This is a genomic window from Enterobacter cloacae complex sp. P27C (genome assembly GCF_014895705.1).
GTDB classification, from domain to species: Bacteria; Pseudomonadota; Gammaproteobacteria; order Enterobacterales; family Enterobacteriaceae; genus Enterobacter; species Enterobacter bugandensis.
Map to the genome: position 1 here is coordinate 31,531 of NZ_JADBQB010000006.1, position 21,448 is coordinate 52,978.

At 56.3% G+C, this 21,448-nt stretch carries 17 protein-coding genes and 1 tRNA gene; 9 read left to right on the forward strand and 9 right to left on the reverse strand.

The genetic code is table 11. The annotated features are described in order from the left end of the window. Positions 1–33: 33 nt before the first annotated feature. From IM291_RS13420 to gss, 5 genes are all read left to right on the forward strand, one after another. Entirely contained in the window at positions 34–987 is a 954-nt protein-coding gene (locus tag IM291_RS13420; protein WP_028014405.1) for an ABC transporter permease, read from the forward strand. Positions 988–991: 4 nt separating this feature from the next. After that, positions 992–1,837 (forward strand): ABC transporter permease, encoded by an 846-nt coding sequence (locus IM291_RS13425; RefSeq protein WP_028014404.1) that lies wholly within the window; start codon positions 992–994, stop codon positions 1,835–1,837. After that, positions 1,830–2,804 carry an ABC transporter ATP-binding protein gene (locus tag IM291_RS13430; RefSeq protein ID WP_047367402.1) on the forward strand — a complete coding sequence of 325 codons (975 nt, stop codon included), beginning with the start codon at positions 1,830–1,832 and terminating at the stop codon, positions 2,802–2,804. Before IM291_RS13425 ends, IM291_RS13430 begins: the two co-directional genes overlap by 8 nt. Further along, complete coding sequence (locus tag IM291_RS13435; RefSeq protein ID WP_192987087.1) at positions 2,801–3,772, forward strand: ABC transporter ATP-binding protein; 972 nt, start codon at positions 2,801–2,803, stop codon at positions 3,770–3,772. The genes IM291_RS13430 and IM291_RS13435 overlap by 4 nt, the downstream gene beginning before the upstream one ends. Positions 3,773–3,888: 116 nt before the next feature. Continuing rightward, on the forward strand, positions 3,889–5,751 hold the full coding sequence (gene gss, locus IM291_RS13440) for a bifunctional glutathionylspermidine amidase/synthase (protein ID WP_192987089.1): 1,863 nt from the start codon (positions 3,889–3,891) through the stop codon (positions 5,749–5,751). A 54-nt stretch (positions 5,752–5,805) separates the two neighbouring features. Here gss and pgaD read toward each other — a convergent pair whose 3' ends face one another. The 5 genes from pgaD to IM291_RS13465 all read right to left on the reverse strand — a co-directional run bounded on the left by pgaD (position 5,806) and on the right by IM291_RS13465 (position 12,338). Further along, complete coding sequence (gene pgaD, locus IM291_RS13445; protein ID WP_045260787.1) at positions 5,806–6,240, reverse strand: poly-beta-1,6-N-acetyl-D-glucosamine biosynthesis protein PgaD; 435 nt, start codon at positions 6,238–6,240, stop codon at positions 5,806–5,808. Then, positions 6,237–7,568: a poly-beta-1,6-N-acetyl-D-glucosamine synthase gene (pgaC, locus tag IM291_RS13450; protein WP_069732704.1), complete on the reverse strand. Its 1,332-nt coding sequence runs from the start codon at positions 7,566–7,568 to the stop codon at positions 6,237–6,239. Before pgaC ends, pgaD begins: the two co-directional genes overlap by 4 nt. Then, complete coding sequence (pgaB, locus tag IM291_RS13455) at positions 7,561–9,498, reverse strand: poly-beta-1,6-N-acetyl-D-glucosamine N-deacetylase PgaB (RefSeq protein ID WP_192987091.1); 1,938 nt, start codon at positions 9,496–9,498, stop codon at positions 7,561–7,563. The genes pgaC and pgaB overlap by 8 nt, the downstream gene beginning before the upstream one ends. 8 nt (positions 9,499–9,506) lie before the next feature. Next, positions 9,507–11,945 (reverse strand): poly-beta-1,6 N-acetyl-D-glucosamine export porin PgaA, encoded by a 2,439-nt coding sequence (gene pgaA / locus IM291_RS13460; protein ID WP_192987093.1) that lies wholly within the window; start codon positions 11,943–11,945, stop codon positions 9,507–9,509. A gap of 129 nt (positions 11,946–12,074) precedes the next feature. Further along, positions 12,075–12,338, reverse strand: a complete 264-nt coding sequence (locus IM291_RS13465) for a hypothetical protein (RefSeq protein ID WP_192971884.1) — start codon at positions 12,336–12,338, stop codon at positions 12,075–12,077. Between the two features lie 279 nt (positions 12,339–12,617). Here IM291_RS13465 and IM291_RS13470 point away from each other — a divergent pair, with 279 nt between their 5' ends. Continuing rightward, positions 12,618–13,145, forward strand: coding sequence for a helix-turn-helix domain-containing protein (locus IM291_RS13470; protein WP_045260784.1), 528 nt, complete (start codon positions 12,618–12,620; stop codon positions 13,143–13,145). Between the two features lie 61 nt (positions 13,146–13,206). Here the strand turns inward: IM291_RS13470 and IM291_RS13475 are convergent, their stop codons facing one another. Both IM291_RS13475 and IM291_RS13480 read right to left on the reverse strand, forming a co-directional pair. After that, positions 13,207–16,239: an autotransporter outer membrane beta-barrel domain-containing protein gene (locus tag IM291_RS13475; protein WP_192987094.1), complete on the reverse strand. Its 3,033-nt coding sequence runs from the start codon at positions 16,237–16,239 to the stop codon at positions 13,207–13,209. Positions 16,240–16,353: 114 nt separating this feature from the next. Continuing rightward, positions 16,354–16,668: a lipoprotein gene (locus IM291_RS13480; RefSeq protein ID WP_028014394.1), complete on the reverse strand. Its 315-nt coding sequence runs from the start codon at positions 16,666–16,668 to the stop codon at positions 16,354–16,356. Positions 16,669–16,843: 175 nt separating this feature from the next. Here IM291_RS13480 and IM291_RS13485 point away from each other — a divergent pair, with 175 nt between their 5' ends. The 3 genes from IM291_RS13485 (at position 16,844) to IM291_RS13495 (ending at position 19,991) form a co-directional block, all read left to right on the forward strand. Further along, a complete protein-coding gene (locus IM291_RS13485; RefSeq protein WP_028014393.1) occupies positions 16,844–17,476 on the forward strand; it encodes a response regulator transcription factor in 633 nt (210 codons plus the stop codon). Beyond that, positions 17,473–19,260 (forward strand): hybrid sensor histidine kinase/response regulator, encoded by a 1,788-nt coding sequence (locus IM291_RS13490; RefSeq protein ID WP_063155154.1) that lies wholly within the window; start codon positions 17,473–17,475, stop codon positions 19,258–19,260. The genes IM291_RS13485 and IM291_RS13490 overlap by 4 nt, the downstream gene beginning before the upstream one ends. A gap of 404 nt (positions 19,261–19,664) precedes the next feature. Further along, a complete protein-coding gene (locus IM291_RS13495) occupies positions 19,665–19,991 on the forward strand; it encodes a hypothetical protein (RefSeq protein ID WP_045630641.1) in 327 nt (108 codons plus the stop codon). Here the strand turns inward: IM291_RS13495 and IM291_RS13500 are convergent. After that, positions 19,969–20,787 (reverse strand): DUF4225 domain-containing protein, encoded by an 819-nt coding sequence (locus tag IM291_RS13500; protein WP_155026355.1) that lies wholly within the window; start codon positions 20,785–20,787, stop codon positions 19,969–19,971. The genes IM291_RS13495 and IM291_RS13500 overlap by 23 nt on opposite strands. A gap of 520 nt (positions 20,788–21,307) precedes the next feature. Then, a tRNA-Phe gene (locus tag IM291_RS13505) sits at positions 21,308–21,383 on the reverse strand. Positions 21,384–21,448 lie beyond the last annotated feature (65 nt).

Consider the following 21,448-nt stretch of genomic DNA (forward strand, 5'->3'; position numbering starts at 1 on the left):
GGTCGTAAGATCGGGGCCTTTTAAGGGCACGTCGTGAACACACTCCTCACGCGTCGGCTGCTGCAGCTGCTGCCGATGCTTTTCTTTATTTCGCTGGTGGCGTTTTTGCTGGTCAAGCTCGCGCCCGGCGACCCCGTGGCCGCGTACATCACGCCGCGTATGGCGCCGGAAGATATTGAGCGAATTCGCCAGAGCCTGGGGCTGGATAAGCCGCTGGTCACGCAGTACGTCCTGTGGCTGAAAAGCGTCCTGCAGGGCGATCTCGGCTATTCGTTGATTTACCACCGCCCGGTGCTGGAGATGATCGGCGAACGCATTCCGGCCACGCTGGGGCTGATGGGGGCGTCGCTGCTGATGGCTATCGTGCTGGCGATCCCGCTGGGGCTGCTGGCGGGGGCATTTAAGCACCGCTGGCTGGATCACCTGTTGAACCTGTTTGCCTATATCGGCATCTCGGTACCGATTTTCTGGTTCGGCATTTTGCTCATCACCGTTTTTGCCGTGCAGCTTAACTGGTTCCCCAGCATGGGGATGCGCACCATCGGCATGGAAGATAATGCGCTGGATCTGCTGCGCCACGGCGTGCTGCCGTGTATTGCGCTCACGTTTTATAATCTTTCCAGCTACGTACGCTACATCCGCTCCAACACCATCTCGCAGCTCTCGGCCGACTACGTGCAGACCCAGCTGGCCTACGGCGCCACGCGTTCCAGCATTCTGTTCCGCCACGTGCTGAAAAACGTGCTGCTGCCGGTGATCACCCTGTTCGGATTGTCGTTCGGTGAGCTGATTGTGGGGGCCTATGTGACGGAAAGCGTCTTCTCCTGGCCGGGGATGGGGCTGCTCGGGATCCAGTCGATCGCCTCGCTGGACTACCCGCTGATTATGGCGATCATCATGCTCTCGTCGATAATGCTGATCGTCGGTAACCTGATCGCCGACGTGCTTTATCGCTTCGCCGATCCCCGCATTCGTACGCTGAGGTAACCGGATGAGCAGACGCTGGCAGCAGGTTCGTCACCAGCTGCGCCGCAACCGTCCGGCGCAGTTCTCCCTGTTTGTGCTTTTTATTTTCGTTGTCGCCGCGCTCTGTGCGGGGTTAAGTCCGTACGATCCAGATCGGATGGCGCTCGGCGCGCGCACGTTGCCGCCGGATGCCGCGCACTGGTTCGGCACCGACGAATACGGGCGCGACTACTTTACCCGCGCGCTGTACGGCGGCCAGATCTCCCTGATGGTCGGTTTTCTTGCCATGCTCTTTTCCACGCTTATCGGCACGGTGGTAGGAACGGTGAGCGGCTATTTTGGCGGCTGGCTGGATAACCTGATGATGCGCGCCGTGGATATCCTGATGGCCATTCCGGCCTTCTTCCTGCTGCTGGTGGTGAATGCTTACCTCAAGCCGGGCGTGGATAACATCATTCTGATTATCAGCCTGCTGACGTGGATGAACATGTCGCGTCTGGTGCGTGCTGAAACCCTATCGGTGAAAGAGCGCGAGTACGTGCTTTATGCCCGCGCGTCGGGAGCGCATCCGCTGCGTATTATCGTGCGCCACATCATTCCCGGCGTGCTGCCGACCATTATCGTGGCGGCCACGCTGAATATCGCCTCGGCCATTCTGATGGAGTCTACGCTCAGCTTCTTAGGGCTGGGCGTGCAGGCACCGGCGGCATCATGGGGAAGCATGCTTAACAACGCCCAGTCTTATATTGGCGAAGCGTCGTGGCTGGCGATGTTCCCCGGCATTCTGATCCTGCTGACGGTGTTCAGCTTTAACGTGCTGGGCGATGTGTTCCGTACCGCCTTTGAGCCGGGAGCAAATCGCGATGAGTAACTTATTAGCGCTTGAGAACCTGCAAACCACGTTCCGCACCCGCGAGGGCGAGGTTCACGCGGTGCGCGGCGTGAGCTTTCAGGTTCAGCCGGGGGAACTCGTCGGTATCGTCGGCGAGTCGGGCTGCGGGAAAAGCGTCACCTGTAAGTCGATTATCCAGCTTCTGGGGAGCAACGGACGGATAACCGGCGGCAGCATTCGCTTCCAGAATGAGGACCTGGCGCAGAAAACGCCCGCGCAGATGCGTGCCATTCGCGGCAACGAGATCGCGATGATTTTTCAGGATCCGATGACCGCCCTGAACCCGGTGCTCACTATCGGCAAGCAGATGTCTGAGATCCTGGTGCGAAATAAAAAACTGTCGAAAAAAGCGGCCAAAGCGGCAGCAATAGCCATGCTGGATCAGGTGGGCATTGCTGAAGCGGAACGCCGATACGACCAGTATCCCCACGAGTTCAGCGGCGGGATGCGCCAGCGGGTGATGATCGCTATTGCGCTCTCCTGCAATCCGAAGCTTCTTATTGCCGATGAGCCGACCACCGCGCTGGACGTGACCATTCAGGCGCAGATCCTGCGCCTGCTGAAAAGTCTGCAACAGCAGACCCGGACCGCGATTTTGCTGATCACCCACGATCTCGGCGTGGTGGCACAGGTCTGCAGCCGCGTGGTGGTGATGTACGGCGGCCTGGTGATGGAGGAGGGGAGCGTGGAGGACATTTTTTATCGCCCTGCGCATCCTTACACCCAGGGTCTGCTGGCCTCGCTGCCGCGCCCGGATGAGGTGAATCAGCGTTTATCGCCCATTGAAGGTTCGCCGCCTGGCCTGCTTAACCCGCCGCCGGGCTGTCCATTTGCGGAACGCTGCCCGAAGCGCATGCCCCAGTGTGAACGGCAACCCGCATTTTACACCGCCGGAGAGGGCCATCGCGCCGCCTGCTGGCTATGGGCCGAGGAGATTCAGGCATGAGTGAACAACAGGCGCCATTAGTGAGCGTGCGCGATCTGCGCAAGCACTATCCGCTCAACGGCGGTTTGCTGCGTAAAGGCGTGGCCGTGAAGGCGGTTGATGGCGTGAGCTTTGATATCCAGCCCGGCGAGACGTTTGGCCTGGTGGGGGAGTCCGGCTGCGGAAAATCCACCCTCGGGCGCGCCATACTGCGCCTTTTCGATATTACCTCTGGCGAGATCCACTTTGCCGGACAGGCAATCGCCCACGCCCGCGAAAGAGAGCTCAAGCCGCTGCGTAAGCGGATGCAGGCAATTTTTCAGGATCCTTACTCCTCGCTCAACCCCGGTATGACGGTGCGACAGCTGGTGGCCGAACCGATGCAGATCCACGGCTACAGCCGCGAAGAACAGCGAGAACGTACGGAAACGCTGCTCTACAAAGTGGGGCTGAAGCACGAACATCTTGAACGGTTCCCGCATGAGTTCAGCGGCGGGCAGCGTCAGCGCATCAGTATTGCCCGCGCGTTGTCCGTGCATCCTGAATTTGTGCTGTGCGATGAGCCGCTCTCGGCGCTGGACGTATCGGTGCAGGCGCAGGTGGTGAATATTTTGCAGGACCTGCAGCAGGAGTTGGGGCTAACCTATCTGTTTATCGCCCACGATCTCTCCATGGTGCGCCATATCTCCAGCCGCATTGGGGTGATGTATCTCGGCAAACTGGTAGAGGTGGCCCCGGCGAATGAACTGTATCAGCGCCCGGCACACCCTTACACCCGCGCGCTGCTGGCGGCGGTTCCCCAGCCCGATCCGCGCATCCGCAATCTGGAAGACGCCACCCTGCGCGGCGACATTCCAGGCCCCACGTCCGCGCTGTCGGGCTGTAAGTTCTGCAGCCGCTGCCCGCACGCCATGCCGGTTTGTCAGACGCAGGAGCCTGCGATGCAGGAGATTGCGCCAGGGCATTTCGCGGCATGCTGGCTGTTTTAAATGTTATTCACGCGTCGCGCAGGTGTATGATAAACGCTCCTCTGTCAGGTTAATTACAACGTGCAGACGACGACAACCCATAAAAAATTGCCGCCTGCCTGTTTTAGGTTGGATACATGCGTAAAGGAAAGTTAAGCAGTGATGCGCCATTCGGGACGTTGTTAGGCTATGCGCCCGGTGGCGTGGCGATTTACTCATCAAATTACGGCAGTCTGGACCCGCGTAACTACCCGGAAGACGCGGACTTTCGCAGCTATATCGGCAATGAATACATGGGCCACAAGTGGCAGTGCGTTGAGTTTGCCCGCCGTTTCCTGTTCCTCAACTATGGCTTCGTGTTTACCGACGTCGGCATGGCGTGGGAAATCTTCTCCCTGCGCTTTTTGCGCCAGGTGGTGAACGATAACATTCTGCCCCTTCAGGCTTTTGCCAACGGCTCGAAGCGCGCGCCGCGCGCCGGGGCGCTACTGATCTGGCAAAAAGGCGGCGAGTTTCATGAGACCGGCCACGTTGCGGTGATCACCCAGCTTCTGGACGATAAGGTGCGTATTGCGGAGCAGAACGTTATTCACTCGCCGCTGCCGCTCGGACAGCAGTGGACGCGCGAGCTGCGCATGACCGTGGAGAATGGCTGCTATACCCTTCATGACACCTTCAGCGATACCGAAATTCTCGGCTGGATGATCCAGACGGACGACACGGAGCACAGCATTACCCAGCCTGAACCGGACGGTGAACTGCTGAAAATCCGCGGCGCGCGGCTGAAAAACAAACGTCAGTTCGACGGAAAATGGCTGAACGAAAATGACGCGCTGCAGCAGGCATATATCCGCGCCAACGGCCACGTGATCAACAAGGATCCCTGCCAGTACTTCACCATTACCGAAAGCGCCGAGCAGGAGCTGATCAAGGCCACCAACGAGCTGCATCTGATGTACCTGCACGCCACCGACAAAGTGCTGAAAGACGACAGCCTGCTGGCGCTGTTCGACATCCCGAAAATCCTCTGGCCGCGCCTGCGCCTCTCCTGGCAGTGGCGCCGCCACCATATGATCACCGGTCGTATGGATTTCTGCATGGATGAGCGCGGGATTAAGGTCTACGAGTACAATGCCGACTCCGCGTCTTGTCACACAGAAGGCGGGTTGATCCTCGAAGAGTGGGTCAAAAACGGCTATCGCGGCAACGGGCACAACCCGGCGGAAGGGCTGCTTGAAGAGCTGACCGGCGCATGGAAGCACAGCCACGCACGGCCGTTCGTCCACATCATGCAGGACAACGATGTCGAAGAGGACTATCACGCGCTCTTTATCCAGCGCTCACTGATGCAGGCCGGGTTTGAAACCAAAATTCTGCACGGGCTTGGCGCCCTGAGCTGGGATGCTGCCGGGCAGCTGATTGACGACGAGGGTCGCCACGTCAACTGCGTGTGGAAAACCTGGGCGTGGGAGACGGCGATAGAGCAGATCCGCGAGGTCAGCGAAACCGAATACGCCGCCGTGCCGATCCGCACCGGGCATCCTGAGGGCGAAGTGCGCCTGATTGATGTTCTGCTGCGCCCGGAAGTGCTGGTCTTTGAACCGCTGTGGACCGTTATTCCCGGCAACAAGGCGATTCTTCCGGTACTGTGGCAGCTGTTCCCGAACCACCGCTACCTGCTCGACACCGATTTTGAGGTTAACGACCTGCTGAAGCAGACCGGCTATGCCGTCAAGCCGATTGCCGGACGCTGCGGCAGCAATATCGATCTGATCAGCGCCCAGGACGAACTGCTGGATAAATCCAGCGGCAAGTTTGTTGACCGCAAAAATATCTACCAGCAGCTCTGGTGCCTGCCAAACGTCGACGGCAAGTACATACAGGTCTGTACCTTTACCGTGGGCGGAAATTACGGCGGGACCTGCCTGCGCGGCGATGACTCGCTGGTGGTGAAAAAAGAGAGCGATATCGAGCCGCTAATTGTACTGAAGGATAAGTAACGAGCATCTGCGCTAAAAAAGCCCCCGCAGGGTATTCTCTGTGGGGGCTTTTTGTTACTGCGCTTCCTCGTCCTGCTGCGCGCTGGTTTTCAATTCGATGATGCGTCCAATCTGGTCATGATAAACCGTCAGCAGGTTGTGCTGGCTCATCTCCGAGATGAGCTGCGGTGAGACGTTAAAGCTGCGGGCAAGTTCGTCATGATGCAACAAGCCCGGCTGACGTCGTCTTACGTTCGCGCGGCGGCGGTTGTACTGATACCACAAAATCAGCAGCCAGCCGTTGAGTGCGGCGAACAGCAAATAGATCAACACCGTATTAAAGGAGGCAATAATCACGCTCCACCGGTGGTCGCTCTCCTCGGTTAACTGCATCCACAGCCTGGCATACAGGAAGAACAGAAACCCGCCCCACGCCACCACGGTTAACGCGGCATCAAAAAGTCGTGGCAGCAACCGATGTTCAGTCAAAATTAAGGTATTTTCATTCATTGAAGGCTTCCTTTTCCCCTGTCCGGACTGATCCAGCGCGCGCGGGCGCGCTGACGTTTAAGCATGACTTTTGGAAATGCGACGAGGGTGGTGAACAGACCAATCATCCAGTAGACCATCGGGAACCAAATCACCCAGAAAAGCGAGCTTGCCACCTTGCGCTCATAGCGCCGCTCGATGTACAAGCTGACCAGGAACTGCAGCAGGCACATCACGCCCAGCAGCAGCCCGGTAAACGCCGGGGGAAACAGGGTTTCAACGGTCAGCCTGGCGGGAATGGGCGCGACGTGGCTGATGATGTACAGCAGCACCGTTATCGCATACGCGAAGGCCCACAGCGTTGACAGCGCGTACTCCAGAAACAGGGGCCACATGCGGTGATGCTCCCAGCGCACCATCTTGCGCAGGTTCACCAGAAATACCTCCGCGCCGCCCTGTGCCCAGCGCAGACGCTGCTTCCACAGGCCCTTCAGCGTCTCCGGCATCAGGATCCAGCACAGCGCCCGCGGCTCGAAAAAGATATCCCAGTGGCGCAGCTGGAGCTTCCAGCTGATGTCGATGTCTTCGGTGATCATGTCCGGGCTCCAGTACCCGACGTCCGCCAGCGCCTGCCGACGAAAGGCGGCGATGACGCCGGAGACGGTAAAGACCCGACCATAGATCCGCTGCGTCCGCTTGATGAGCCCAATGATGGACGAAAACTCGCCAACCTGAATGCGGCCAATCAGCGTGGAGCGCGTGCGAATGCGCGGGTTCCCGGTAACCGCTCCGACGTGGGGATACTGAATCAGCGGCGCGACCAGATAGGCCGCGGTGTCGCGGTCGAGCAGGGCGTCGCCGTCAATGCAGACCAGCAGATCGCCCCGGGCCGCCGCCGCCCCGGCTTTGAGCGCCACGGCTTTTCCCTGGTTCTCCGCGAGGTTAATCACCCGCAGGCGCGGCTGCTCCAGCGCCAGCTGCTGCAGCACCTGCGCGGTGTTATCAGACGAGCCGTCGTTGATGGCGATCACTTCGATATTCCCGTACCGCTGAGCCAGCGCGGCGCTGATGGTCTCTCTGGCGTTTCTTTCCTCATTGAAGCAGGGGATCAGAATTGAGATGAGCGGCTCGCCGGCGAGCGTCGGGGCGGGCGTGTCTTTATCCCACGACCAGCGGCGTTCAAGCTGAAACCAGAAATAGAGGCCGCCGGTGACCCAGAGCACGGACATAAACAGCGGCCAGAAAAAGACAAAATCCAGAATCAGCTCGCCGGTAAAGAGGGCGGCCACCCCTAACGGCAGCCCGAATACCAGACACAAAATTGAAAAGGCGATTATGCGATCAGTCATTGTCAGGGTACCAGTAGGAAGAAAAGACGGGCCTGATGCGCGAGATATCAGGCTGGTTATTGATGAAATCGTCAGGGTAGTAGCCGTAGTTTTTGATGCCGTTCAGCTGGAGGACGCGCATCCACGCCGCAAGCTGACTGTCGGAGACGGCGCGCTGCGGCTTCTGCTCCCAGTCTTTGGCCTGCAGCTCGAAAATGGTTTTATCCAGCGCGCCGGGCCGCGCGGCGACGGCCTTGATCAAACGCGTCAGCCAGGCATTGCTCTCGTTCGCCGGAACGGACTCCATCAGCGGCATTGCCATGGGCACCGTCCAGTCATAGGCCGCCAGAAAATCATCGAGATTCTGCGCAAACCACGCTTCGCTTTCGGGCTGCAGAATGGGAAGGACGAACATATTGCGCGCGGTTTTTATCTGCGGGCCGCGGATGTGCTTCACCGCCTGGCTCAGAGCGCGGGTAAATCCGATAAGCCTCCGGCTTTTCTGGCGCGTCGTGTCCTGCCCGGCAGCGTCAACGTCCGTCAGTACCGCATCGTCATGGAACAGGATCCCGTTGAAGCTGGCATAGCGGGCCAGATCTTCATAGATTTCCGTCACCTGCAGGCGAACCTGCGGGTCCCACGGTGAAAGCCTGATGTAGGGCTCATTGGCCTCGCGCAGCTGGCCGGTTCGATCGTCCCGGCGCTGCACGCGCGGCAGGGCAGGATCGAGATCGAACGAGAGCACCGGCATCCACGCGTAGACCTTCACCCCCGCGCGGGTTTGCAGCTGCCAGGATACGAAGTTAAAGAGATCGGCCCGGACCGGAAGCCGGCGGTTGGGGAAATAGAGCGCCCTGATCCTGCCGTCGCCCTGCGGGTCGGCAAACGCCTGCAGGAAGACGTGGCTGATTTTCATGTCGTAGACCCGCTGGATCAGCCTGTTGATGTTTTGGGTCTGCTGAGCCGGATCGGGATCGTAGACGTAGTCGAGATCGACGTGCATCACGCGCACGGGATCGTGCTCCTGAACCCGGCTGACCGAACTGGCAAACGCTTTGAGCGAGGGGTTGCCGGCGATCAGCAAACGGGGGATGTTGCCCAGCTCCTGCACGTTCCCCAGCCCGTCCTCAAGGGTAAAGGCCAGCTGATAACCCTGCTGCCTGGCGATGGCGAGTGACGTACCGCTGGCGGCACCGTAAGGCCAAACCCAGGCGCGCGGCGCTTTGCCCGTCACCTGCGCGATTTTCTCCGTCACCTTGCGGACGTCATCGCCGATCCGCTGGCTGAACTGCTGGTCAGTTTCATAGCGCCCCGTCGCTTTATCATAAAAGCGGTTGGCGATGGCCGGTTCCCGGCTGCCCTGCGGGTTGGCGACGATGCCGTAATGCGAGGCCCAGGTATGCGATCCGATCTCAACCAGCGGAGACTGGCTGAGCTCGCGCACCATGTCCCAGGTCGCGAAGCGATCCCGGGGCGTCATCAGGCCGCCAAAGTTCACCTTCTGGTTTGCTGGCGTATCCACCCAGCTGCCCACCGGCGCCCAGAGCGCAGGCACGTTCCAGGCCTTAAGCAGCGGCCAGACGCGGGTGTAGAAGCTGCTGTAGCCGTCGTCAAAGCTGAGCAGAACGGCTTTCGGCGGCAGCGATTTTTTGCCGTCATGCGCGTCCAGAATGTCCTGCACGCTGATGGCGTGATAGCCGTTGTGCAGAAGCCAGCTAATCTGCTCGTTTAGCGCGCTGGTGCGCACGGAGAGGTAGCGCTGATCGGCGGCATCGTCTTCGACGTCGTGGTAGGCCAGCACCAGAAACTGGTTCTGCGGCCAGGGTTTGCTCGCCTCCGGCTGCGGCCGCTCGCTGGGCGCAATGAACGAGATCGCCTGCGCCCAAACGCTCGCGCTGAGGCAGAGCCAGCCGATGAGGATCAGGCTCACGGAAAAACGTGTGTTCAGCATATTCATCCTTAAAAGCGTAAAGTCGCATCAAGCGTGACGGAGAGGTTGCTCTCGCGTTTGCCGTCGTAAGGGCGTTTATCCCAGTTCAGCATCACGCCGGTATCAATGACGTTATTCCACTGGATGCGTTGCCCGTAGCCCAGCAGGGCGATGGCGCCAACGGACTGGTTTTTCTGCCAGTAGCTGCCGCCTCCCGCCACCAACTGCTGGCTCCAGAGGGTGTCGTAATGGCGGTACATCTCATGGTCCACGGACAGGGCGGCCGTCACGGACAGATCCCGCGCCGGGTTGTAATAGAGCGTGTCCCGCAGGCTGTTTTTACTGGCGGCGATCCCCGGTTCAAGATCCAGCGTCAGGGTCGGGGTCTGCCAGAGACGCTCCTTACCCGTAAGGGTGTATTCCTGTCGGCGATTATGGTCTGAGAAGCGGCTGACGGCGGCGCTGAACTGGTACTCACGGCGCTCGTTTTGATACCAGCGGATCCCGCCTTCACCCCGGTTGGCGCTAATCCCGTTGCGTAATGCCCGTAGCGGCGCGGTGCGGGATAAGCGTTCAAGGCTGCCGCTGAACTGCCAGTTATCATTGAGAAAGTACGTGGTTGAGAGGCGAGCACCTGGCTTGTTTTCACCGTGATAGCGGTTGCTGGATACCTCGGCTTCGAGCTGAAGGTCGCGAGGACGCCACTCGACGCCGCCCAGGAGGTGACGGCTGGTGCCTTTGCCTTCATCGAAATTACCCTGCGCATAGCGGGTACCCGCAAACAGCCGCCAGCTATCCGCTACCGGTGGACCATAGAGCGTGGCATCCCCGTTCAGGTCGTGCGTCCCGCTGATGGGGTTATCGGAGTGCAAGCCCTTGCTCGCGTTAAGGCGCAGCTCGGACATGTGATGCACCGTTCTGAGCCTGTCCAGACGCCTGGCGCTGCGAGCAACGGGCGCGCGGGCAAGCACGTCGTCGGCCAGTAAATCCATCTGGCGCCACTCCTGCAGATCCATGGCGACGTAAGCCTGCTGCTGTTCCAGCTCCAGATTAGATGGCTCCAGCGCCTCCGCCCTTTTTAACGTTTGCTCGGCCGCGCGCGGCTGGCCCCGCGCCTGAAGCAGGGTGGCATAGTCAATCTGCAGCCCCTGATTGCCCGGCGCCGTTGTTGCCAGACGGTGCGCCAGCTTCTCCGCATCCGGCAGGGCGTTGGTTGAGAGCAAATAGTTAAATTTGAGCGACTGCCCGGTAAGCCACCGATCGTTGGGCTGCGGAGTGGGCGAGCCGAAATCGTAGCGGATCCACGGAACGCTGCGGGTCTGGCGCTCTACATACTGGCGAGCGGCCTGATACTGCCCCGTGTCCAGCCAGGCGTAGAAAAGCGCATGCTCCTCGTCCTGCGGATCGGCGGCGTATTGCGGGTAGCGTTGCAGCAGCGAGAAGGCGGCAGTGGCGTTTTTCTCCTGCAGATACGCGGAGATCGCCCAGCCTATGGCCCAGCCCGGCACCGGATGCTGCGCCTCCGTCAGCGACTGATATTCACGGATGACCTGCGGGTAATCGCCATGCGCGTACAGCGCACCCAGCCTGTCGATACGGGCGAGGATGATGTCTTCCGCTGCCTGCGGTTCGTGTTGCCAGCGTGAGAGCAGGGCGTCGTAACGATTCAGTGCCGTTTGCGCCAGCTGCAGGCGCTCCTTTTCCGTTCTGCCAGGCACGTCGGCAAGGCGAACCCATTCTGCGGCGGCATTAAGCTCCAGACGGCGGCGCTGCGCGGGGGTCAGCGTTACCCTTTGTGACAGCATCAGCGCGGGAGTGCTCACCCGGTTATCCGTTAGCGCGTCAATTAACTCGCTAAGGAGCGCGTTATTCTCCGGCGCGAGGGTCAGCGCGCGCGTGTCCGCTAAAAGCCGATCCCAGCTTTTTCCCTGGCGTAACCAGACGTACGAAAGCGTCTGAAGATGCGCCGGAGAGGGATCCTCCGTCACCAGCTGGCGGGCTTCCTGCAGAGCGAGCGTATCCATGCGGGCATCGGCCAGGGTTTTGATATAGCCGATACGATAATCGTCATTATGTGGCGCAAGGCTACGCGCCTCTTTCCACAGTGATAAGGCAGGCTGCCACGCTTTTTGATCTCTTCTGGCCTGCGCGACAGCCGCAACGCCGCGAGCGGGCAGCGGCATATAAATGCCATAGCGCTGCCAGAGCTGAATCACCTCGTCATTACGACCTGCCCACGCAGCCACCTGTAACCAGTCCGCCACTTGCTCGGGCGTCAGAGCATGCTGTTGCTGATACCGCTGAAGATAATTGAGAAACGGCGTGTAATTACCGTTACGTGCCTGTTGAATCTGTTGCTCATAAACGGATTCCGTTGCCTGAACGAGAACAGGAAACAGAAATAGCAGAAACAATAATCCTGGGGCGCGATAAAAGAATAACGTATTGAAGCGAAGCGATCTTTCCATATCTATTTGCCATTTGTTTATCATGAATCCATTGCATAACACGGCCGCCTTTTAACGCTGCGTTAAAGGCCATTAATGAGAACATTAAATCTGAATGCAGTAACGTTTGGGGTACTTACTTTAAGGTAATTATGGAACCTCCTCTTTGGGGACTGGGTGGAAGGTAATGTACACCTGATATGTTGCCGGATAAATATGGTGAAAAGCAGAGGGGTAGTTTTGGGATAATTCTGGAATGAGATGTCTTTTGTGATTATTTTGAATTGAATGCGTATTTGTAACTCTTTGATATTGATGTGTTTTATTTATCTCTTTTTGAGTTTGTTTATATTCCTGGCGAGGTTTTATTGTAGCAATTAAAGTACTTTCTGGTGCATGTTTGGGAAGTTTCATGACAAAAAGTCTTAATGTTCAACGAAGTGACTTTTCTGCGATTGTTTTTTATTTATAATTAACGCCAGCCATTGAATGAAAGTCTACAGGAAGTCTTACTCATCAATGTCTGTATTGAGGGATGTTCAACGCCAGAATACATATTGTCGTTAATATTACAGCGCTATAAAACGAAGGCGGCCTTCTTTCTGAAGGTGCGTTCTTGCTTTAATCTAAAAGGGATGGTTAGTGGCAACTTCAATAGTGTTAGTGACCCAGGATCGCTATCTTGTCAGGGGGATGAGGCTATTTTTCCCGGATATTATCCTGCTCGACTCGATTGACAGAAACATATTTGATAACGGTGCAGATGAATATTCTGTGTTGATTGATAGCCGTTCTCCGCTCCGTTTATATGATTACCTGATACGCCATCCGGCCAGAACAAAAAAAACGATCTGCTGCGTTATGCTGGATATGCGACATCGCGAGGAGAATCTACTCAGTATGAAGTTGTTTATGAACACGTCGCTTACGGCGCCGGATATGGCATCGTTATTTAACCTGGTGCTCAATATGAAGGGCAGGCGTCTGACCACTAAATGGCTGCTTAACTTACGGCTTGGCACGCACGAAGCGATCATGCTGCGGTTGTTGAGGGCAGGGATGTCGATGGAAGCGATTGCCGATGAACTGAACACGTCAGTGAAGAGCCTCTATCGCAAACGGACGGCGCTGTCGGAACGCCTGGGGGCGGAGAACTTCAACGAGGCGTGTTTGTTTATCTTTAAAAACAAACTGCTGGATGCGGTTGGGAACGATCCCTGAATTCCTGAGAGCCTAAAAGCAAAAACCCGCCACAAGGGCGGGTTCTTTTACTGGAAATAATTCAGAACGACCAGCGCAGATTAGCGTTAACCGAGTTGACGCGGGTATCCGCACCATATTGCCCCTGATAACCCACATCCAGCGTCGCAGCACGTGACAGCTGTACGCTCACGCCGATATCACCCACCATCACGTCCTCATCCACGGCCTGCCCCTGAGTAATGAACGCGTCGCTGCCCGCAAATGCCATGCGCGAAGAGGTATTCTTATCGCCATAGGCGTGCTGCCAGCCCAACGAACCGTAGAGGTTCACGTTCTTTGGCAGCTCGGTCACACCGCGCACCCCGAGGGTGGAGTAAAAGGTATTCATCGTTTCGTTACGCACGCTCAGCGCGGCGGCACCGCCGTCTTCCCTGAAGCTGTCGGTATGCAGTCGAATGTACGATAAATTGACGAACGGCTCGATATTCATATCAGGCTGGCCGAAGCGGTAGCCCGCTTCGGTGAATGCCAGCAGCGAGTTGGCGTCGTAATCCGACTTCAGCCGATCCGAGAAGCCGCTGAAATCAACGCTGCGCTCGCCTTCGATCTTGTGCCAGGTGTAACCCAGCGCGCCGCGAAGGGAGAACGCATCCTGTTGACCCGCCGCATACAGGCCAAGGTGGTAGTTATCGGTATCCGTTGAGGAACGACGGCTGTCGACGTCGTAATCACCGCGGCTGTAGCCGAAGTAGCCGCCGACACGCACGTTATGATCCGCCAGCTTGCGATCTGCCCCCAGCAGGAAGCCGGTGGTGTTGCCGTCCAGTTTGCCCACGTTACCGTCGCCGTCGTTTCGGCTCCAGGAGCTGAAGGTCTGGCCCCAGACGCCATTGTTTTGCGGCTCCGGCTGCTGCACCAGCGACATCGCTAACGGTGGTATCGGGAGGCTGTCGTTATCAAACGCACGCTGCATACGCTGGTTTAAGACGTTAAACACCTGCGTGCTGCCGGCGATCAGGTTGGACTGCATTGACGGATAAACTTCACCGGACAGCTGGTTGAACGCCTCGCGCGCTTCCGGCGCGCTGAGTACCAGCAGCGAGTTATATAGCGCCAGCGACGGGCCGCTTTGCGTCAGGGTGGAGAGCGCGCCGGCGGTATTCCACTGGTTGCTGCTTTTGGCGACGGTCTGGAAAATCCCCGGCTTGCCGCTGCCCGGATTCTCACTGCCAGGGTTCTCTCCGCCCGGGTTCTCTCCGCCCGGGTTCTCACCGCCCGGGTTCTCACCGCCTGGGTTTCCTCCTCCTGGATTTTCACCTCCCGGGTTTTCGCCTCCCGGATTCTCGCCGCCGGTCTCTTTCTGCGCGATGGTCAGATCGACGGCGTTGGTGCTCTGGTTGAGCGCCACGTCCAGGAAGGCGGATTTAGACACCGCCCCCGCGAACTGACCGTCAATTCCCCCGTCGGAGGTTAAAATGCGGTAGCTTTGGCCCGTTTTGTAGCTGGTTTGCGGATCCAGCGCGGTGACCTGTACCTGAGCCCGATCGCTGATGGTCGTTTTGCCTGCGACCAGCAGCTGGTCGCTGCGGCCATCACCGGCGATATCGACATCATAGAAAGAGTCACCCACAAAATTCAGATAACGTTTCAGCGTCAGCGTGCCGATATCGCCATCCCCGGGCGAGATATGCCCGCCGGAAAGGATCTCGGTCTGGCCCAGCGTGCCGTTCCCTCCCAGCGTTCCGCCGGCCTTGATTGAGGCGGCGCTGCTGTAGCCCAGCCCGTCGCTAACGTCGGATCCCGCCGTCGCGTTGAGGATCAGCGTCCCGCCGTTCTCGGCGCTAAGAGTTTGAATATCAAAAATATCGTCTTCTGGCTGGGTGTTGATGTTGCTGGCGATAATGACTTTGCCACCGCGCGCGGTCACGTTCGCCTGAAGGGCTGAAAGATCGCCATTCAGCGTTGTCTGCCCGGAAGTATTGATCACCTCACCTTCGCCGCTCATCTTGTTGCTGAAGACGTAATTTTCGTCGGTATGGTTGAAGTAGACATAGCTGCCGAACAGCCCGCCGCGCAGGCTGATTGCCGTATTCGCATCAAGAGTACCCGCTCCGCCCGCTGTGCCAAGCGTTGGCTCAGTTAAACCCGTTCCGGTGTCCATATTGCCGCGGCTGCCGACAATGAGCGCACCCCGGTTCGAGCCGGAACCCGAAGTCCCCACGATCAGCGTATTGCTGCCAGCGGAAAATGAACCGCCGTCAATCACCGACAGCACGCCATTGCCATAATCGCCCACGCTCACGCTGCTGCCGCTGGTAAAGCGCGAGTCTTTGCCCGCAATAACCAGCTCGGCGGTTTTACCTGCCCCGGAGACGCCCGCCACCTGTACGCCGCCAACGTTAACCGCACCGCCGTTCAGCACGTCCAGGTCGCCATAAAGCGTCAACGTACGGCCAACGTTCCACTGTGAGCCGCTCCCCGTGACGGTGGCTTTCGGGCTTAGCGTGTCGGTTTCACCCGGCCCGGTACCGTTGCCGATGCGCGCATCGTAGGCGGTGCTGAGCGCCGCGCCGTCTTCAATGGCCAGCGTGGAGCGTGCCCCCAGATCGGTACCTACGCTGAGAAAATTACTGGTCACGCGAGAGCCGGCGCCAGTGGCGATAAGGTGGCTGTCGTAGCCGCGGGTGGTGCCGACAACGATTTCTTTTGCGCTGGCCAGCGCGCCTTCTTCGACTCGCAGGGTGCCGAGGCCAAGATTCAGGTCGCCGCGCAGGACGTACTGATCGTTCACTGCGTTAAGCTCAGCGTTTGGCCCACGGACCGTGACCACGCTTTCATAAATTTGGCCGTCGAACAGCCGACCGATGTTGATGTTATAGGCGGTGATTTTGCCATTATCAATCAGCAGGTTTCCGGGTTGATTACGTCCAACGTAAACATCTCCGGTGTAACCCAGCGTTTCGGTTATACGCGCCTCGCCATCAAAAATGGCATCGGCTGCACGCGCGAAATCGGCAGGTGAAAGCAGTAACAGTGGCGCGGAAAATAGAGCGAGGTAAAGTCTGGAAAGCGGCGTCTTAACCGCTAAAGCATGCGATGTAGAGTTATTCACGGGCTATCTCCGTACTCATTAGCGTGATGTCTGGAAAATCGTTTTTATGAAAACTCAGATACGTCAGAAAATATAAAAGGCGTTATTTATGTACGCCTTTTCATTTGCCGTTAATTATTTATGCGTGACAACAGGGGTACAGGTTGGTGCGCTGAGCGTCGGGGCGGATCCTAAAATCCCCGGCATCATCATTGATGAGCAATCGAAAATACGCCCTTTTTCCGTCGTAGCGCGATAAGACAGTTTTTGCCCTCCCAGTGCGTCCGGCTGGGCGCCATTAACATTGGTCACGGTTATTTCATCCGATGAGCCCAACCCCAGCATTTTAGCGGTCTCCGCCTGCAGGAGTGGAATAGCCTGATCGGTTTTTAGCGTGGAACAACCGGCGAGCATCAACGTAACGCTTAAAAAGATGAGTGGTTTTTTCATAAATTATCCTTGATATCCAATCAGTTAATTTCACTGATTGTATTTATGTTTTCAATTACCCAAATCAGCGAATAATATATTTCCCTTTCCTAATCGAAAAAACCCTCCTAAAGTAGGGTGGGTAGATAATAATTCATCTGTACACTCAGATATGCGAAGGTAAAAGGAGGATCCTTTGGGGCAGAATTATGCGTTGGTCGTTGATGACCATCCATTGGTAGCAAGCGGCATCGCTAATTTTCTGATTTCACATTGCCAGTTTAAGCAGGCGAGCGTGGTGACGAATGAGGAAGATTGCTACCGTCAAATTAGGGATAATGGCCCGCCGCGTTTGCTGGTAATCGATTTTTGGCTTTCGTCCGGAACGGCACTGAAATTACTCAAAGAAGTAAAACAACATTACCCACAGGTACGGTTCCTGGTGGTCAGCGGGGACGACAATAATGACATCTGGCAGAAAGTTCACGCCGCCGGGGGACACGGATTTGTATTGAAAAGCGAACCGCCTGAAATGTTCTCACGGGCCGTTTGTGCACTCCTTGATAATCTGACCTGGTTTCCTGAGAGAAACGATTTTCCCGTTGAATCGAATAATGAGAAGTTAAGTAAATTTAACTTAACGCCGCGACAAATAGACGTTTTAAATATGATTATGCGCGGCCTGCCAAATAAACGAATCGCCGCGCAGCTTTCAATTTCTGAGCCCACGGTCAAAGAACACATCAGCAATATATTGAAAAAGATAGGCGTTAACAGCCGGGTCGAAGCCATCACGCTTCTGCATGGCAAGCGGGAATCATCGGAATGAGGTTTTTCCAGAGTTTACAGAAAGATGGTATCTCATCTCCCGCGCAGATCCGTTTGCTAAACAACACTTTTTTGCGGCTGGTGTTCAGCTTTAGCGCGGTGCCATTTGTCGGTATTCCTTTTGCCATCTGGATCTATTTGCTGGGCGATGAACTTGGCCCAACCATTATCTGGATAATTATTTACCTGCTATGTGCCGTGGCAATCCGCATATTGCACCGACGCTACCAGCGCGAAGTGAAAGAGCATGATGAAGAGGACGTCCTGCGCCGCTGGCTTCCGCGCATAAATAAGATCGCCTTTATTCACGGGCTGGGGATTTCATCTCTCTATTTAATTACTCCGCAGACGCAGAACTTTGACTTTTTCCTGCTCCTTAATATCAGTATTGCCGCCATCGTCGCCGCCAATGCGACGCATTTGACGCCGGTCATCAGCACCTTTACGTGTTTTTTCTTCGCCTCCTGGGGAGTATTGAATATCGGCATCATCTGGCGGCTGGACGAGCTGATATTCATTGTGCTGATGCTGAACCTGCTGTACGGCTTCGCCATTTACCGCCATGCGTTAACGTCGCACGCGTACTTTATTCAGCAAGCGCTGCTTGAGGAAAAAAGCTCGCGCCTGGCAGAACAGTTTCGCCAGGCCAAAGAGGAAGCGGAGCAGGCGCTGCTGGATAAAAATCAGTTCCTGACGACAGCCAGCCACGACCTGCGTCAGCCGGTACACGCCATGGGCTTTCTGATCGAAGCGATTATCCACCGAAACCGGGACGACAGCCTGACGCCCCAGCTGCTTGACCTGCAGCAGAGCGTTCGCTCGGTGCATTTGATGTTCAATTCTCTGCTCGACCTCAGCAAGATAGAATCCGGAAAAGTGCTCACTGCCCCTACCAAAGTGGACATCGGCGCTCTGCTCGACTCGGTGATCACGCTGTTTCGCGAAGAGGCCAACAGCCGTGCACTTAGGCTGTCCACCCGTCGGCCCAAACGCCGCATCCACGTGATGGGCGACCCGCTGCTGGTGCGACAATCGCTGATTAACCTGATTCAAAACGCCCTTCGCTACACGCAGCAGGGCGGCGTGCTGGTTGCCATCCGACCGCGCGGTGACGAGTGCCTGGTGGAGGTGTGGGACACGGGTGTCGGTATCGCTGATGACGAGAAAGGAAAAATCTTCTCCCCTTACTACCGCCCCGAACTGGCCTGGAAGATCGACAGCGCCGGACACGGGCTGGGCCTCGCCGTGGTTGCCCGCTGTGCCAGGCTGATGAAGGTGAAGTACGGGATGCAATCCATAGAAGGTAAAGGCTCACGCTTCTGGATGCGCTTCACTCAATATGCTGGCGAAGAGATCGCGACGGACATCCCGCCCGCCGATAACAACGCTTCTGCGCCGGTACGCTATGCGCCGCTGCGCGGTTCTTGCCTGGTCGTCGATGACGACCCGCTGGTGACGTCAGCCTGGGAGAGCCTGATGAGCGTTTGGGGAATCAAGGTGCGCTGCGCGGCCTCCGCTGAAGAAGCGTTCGCCATCATCGACGATGGCTTCACCCCGTTCGCCGTGCTGTGCGACCAGCGCCTGCGATCCGGCGAAAGCGGCTTCGACATCCTGAAAGCGCTTTTTGAACGTCTGCCGGACATGAGCGGCGCGATGGTCAGCGGCGAATTTAATTCGCCGGTTCTGCTGGAGGCGGAGCAGGAAGGGTATCTGGTGCTGCGCAAACCTCTGGAGCCGGCTAAACTGCATGCGCTGCTGACGCAGTGGTCAGGGTGTCGTGGATAGGGGAATAGATAACAGCAGCAGCGTTGCGCTTCACTGTTGGGCCAGATAGTACGCGGTGTCCTGCTGTGATGCCAATGTGTCGGTATGGTTGAGCCGCTGAGGGAGGATTTCGCGGGCCTGATTAATGATTTCATCGTGCATGATTCAGCCTCCTGTGGTGATCTGCATGTTGCTTCTACCAGGCAGGGCGGAAGATGTTGGAAACGGCCCCGAAGGAGTCATTAGAGTTGCTACCAGCGAAGTTCCGCAGTGGGCAATAATGTCAGTTTTCGAGCGTATACTCTAAGATATCTTCAACTCGTTGATATATATAAATTTGATGAATATCGCCAGGTAGCGATTTATCCGCCAAATTAAGTTAAACTTCGTCACAGGTTTCAGTGAGTTATGGGACGGATAACAGAATGACCAGCGAAGAGGCACTTTTAAAATCAGGTTTTAGCAAACGAGATATTCAAAAGCTAAAAAACAATATTGAAAATTACGGTGGTTCGTTTGATAGCGTAACTCATGATCTGGCCAATCGTTTTAAGGCTATGAAGTGGATAACTATTATTGCCTTCATCATACTGGCTTTAACTCTTTTACTTGCATCCAAGGATACAAGCCTGACACTTGCACTCACGTTATTGATTGTACTACCTTTCATCTGGTATATAACGCCAGCAAAACTTGGCTACAAATCCTGGCGTTATCGTAAAATGCTGACTAATTCTGGGACGGGTCGCTGACGGACAACAGATCAAAAATAATCTTAGCTTTCACGCCATAACCCGCTATTTTCATTGTAAGCTGCGGGCGGCTCAGTGTGCTCACCTTTCGGTAATAGTCAGCAGGGAGATAACGAAACAGTCGCCAGGTACCAGGTCGCCGTAACAAGCCAAAAATGGTGTACGCATTAGCGGCCAGTGAAATTGATTTGTAGACACCTAACCCATTCTCACGACTAAAGCCCATAAACTCAGCTGTAGACATCGCGGCATTCGCGACCAGCCCTTCACTGGTAGTGTTGTTAGTTGCGTAGCGAGCCACTTCTTTACTGATGCTGTTTGCCCCGTCAGTAACCAGAATCGCACCAGCAAGAACCCCGAGAGGGGTCATAGTGCCTATGAGGGTAAATCCTGCGGCTATTTCAGCACCGGCCAGGACAACACTAACAGCCGAGATCACATACCCAACAATTTTGTTATTCTCTCGGATAAACTCGACTTTAGCGTAAAGCTTCGCTGCCTTCGTTCTTAATAAACGCGCTTGTTCCAGCAGGTTACTGTTTTCTTCTCTGAGAGTTTTAACGCATTCCATGCATTCTTCATCTGATTTAGCCCGACGAGCTAACGTAAATTGTTCTTCTATGAGGTCCCGAATTTCCTGAACAAACTTCATTCGAGTCAAACTATCGCTGAGATGAAAAGCCGACAGAGTGTTGGCTGTATTTACCAGTTTCCTGGCTTCCATATTCACCATCGTTTCCGCCCAGGCTTTATTTCTTCCACCTGAGCGCATCATGTTAAGTAATGCTGCATCCATTGTAGTTCCTCTCAATTGCTTTACCGGCCTCTGCTTAGACTGATAAACGCCCCCTCGACAGCCATGCGTGCCAACGCACACACAAAATAGTAGCAATGTGGTTACGGTGTCTGAAGTAGAAGTCGCTTTTTACAGCTTCGTTCCTCGGCCTACTTTACTGCGGTTAGCCTGGGACTGTTCCAGCAGTGTACGGAACGCCGACAGGTCACTTTTCAGGATGTCCCGGATGGATTTACCACCAATCAATCTAATAAAACAGTTAGCCGATGGGGTGTAATCACGGATACGTGATGCCGCTCTGTCGGGCTCTGTCCAGTTGATATGTGCATTTGTAATGCTCAAATAGATCGGTGAAGGTCAGGTTTTTCTGCTTCTGTGTGGCGGTAAAGGCGATAAACACGCCAGTTGTACCACCGGGAAGCGGGGTCGGAGGAGAGATAAGGAGGGTAACTACTGGTAAACCTACAAGTTGCTGACTCAGAAAGCAAAAACCCCCGCCGAAGCGAGGGTTATAAATAAGTGGTGCCCGGACTCGGAATCGAACCAAGGACACGGGGATTTTCAATCCCCTGCTCTACCGACTGAGCTATCCGGGCAACGGGGCGCATTAAACCCGATCTGCCCGTTGCCGTCAACGAAAAATGTTGTTTTCGTTACAGAC

Excerpts from the sequence above, each read along its gene's own strand:
- pgaA (WP_192987093.1), bottom strand. The coding sequence starts at position 11,945 with ATGGAAAGATCGCTTCGCTTCAATACGTTATTCTTTTATCGCGCCCCA.
- pgaC (WP_069732704.1), bottom strand. The coding sequence starts at position 7,568 with ATGACTGATCGCATAATCGCCTTTTCAATTTTGTGTCTGGTATTCGGG.
- IM291_RS13465 (WP_192971884.1), bottom strand. The coding sequence starts at position 12,338 with ATGAAACTTCCCAAACATGCACCAGAAAGTACTTTAATTGCTACAATA.
- IM291_RS13490 (WP_063155154.1), top strand. The coding sequence starts at position 17,473 with ATGAGGTTTTTCCAGAGTTTACAGAAAGATGGTATCTCATCTCCCGCG.
- IM291_RS13480 (WP_028014394.1), bottom strand. The coding sequence starts at position 16,668 with ATGAAAAAACCACTCATCTTTTTAAGCGTTACGTTGATGCTCGCCGGT.
- pgaD (WP_045260787.1), bottom strand. The coding sequence starts at position 6,240 with ATGAATGAAAATACCTTAATTTTGACTGAACATCGGTTGCTGCCACGA.
- IM291_RS13500 (WP_155026355.1), bottom strand. The coding sequence starts at position 20,787 with ATGGATGCAGCATTACTTAACATGATGCGCTCAGGTGGAAGAAATAAA.
- gss (WP_192987089.1), top strand. The coding sequence starts at position 3,889 with ATGCGTAAAGGAAAGTTAAGCAGTGATGCGCCATTCGGGACGTTGTTA.
- pgaB (WP_192987091.1), bottom strand. The coding sequence starts at position 9,498 with ATGCTGAACACACGTTTTTCCGTGAGCCTGATCCTCATCGGCTGGCTC.
- IM291_RS13430 (WP_047367402.1), top strand. The coding sequence starts at position 1,830 with ATGAGTAACTTATTAGCGCTTGAGAACCTGCAAACCACGTTCCGCACC.
- IM291_RS13495 (WP_045630641.1), top strand. The coding sequence starts at position 19,665 with ATGACCAGCGAAGAGGCACTTTTAAAATCAGGTTTTAGCAAACGAGAT.
- IM291_RS13435 (WP_192987087.1), top strand. The coding sequence starts at position 2,801 with ATGAGTGAACAACAGGCGCCATTAGTGAGCGTGCGCGATCTGCGCAAG.
- IM291_RS13425 (WP_028014404.1), top strand. The coding sequence starts at position 992 with ATGAGCAGACGCTGGCAGCAGGTTCGTCACCAGCTGCGCCGCAACCGT.
- IM291_RS13470 (WP_045260784.1), top strand. The coding sequence starts at position 12,618 with ATGAGGCTATTTTTCCCGGATATTATCCTGCTCGACTCGATTGACAGA.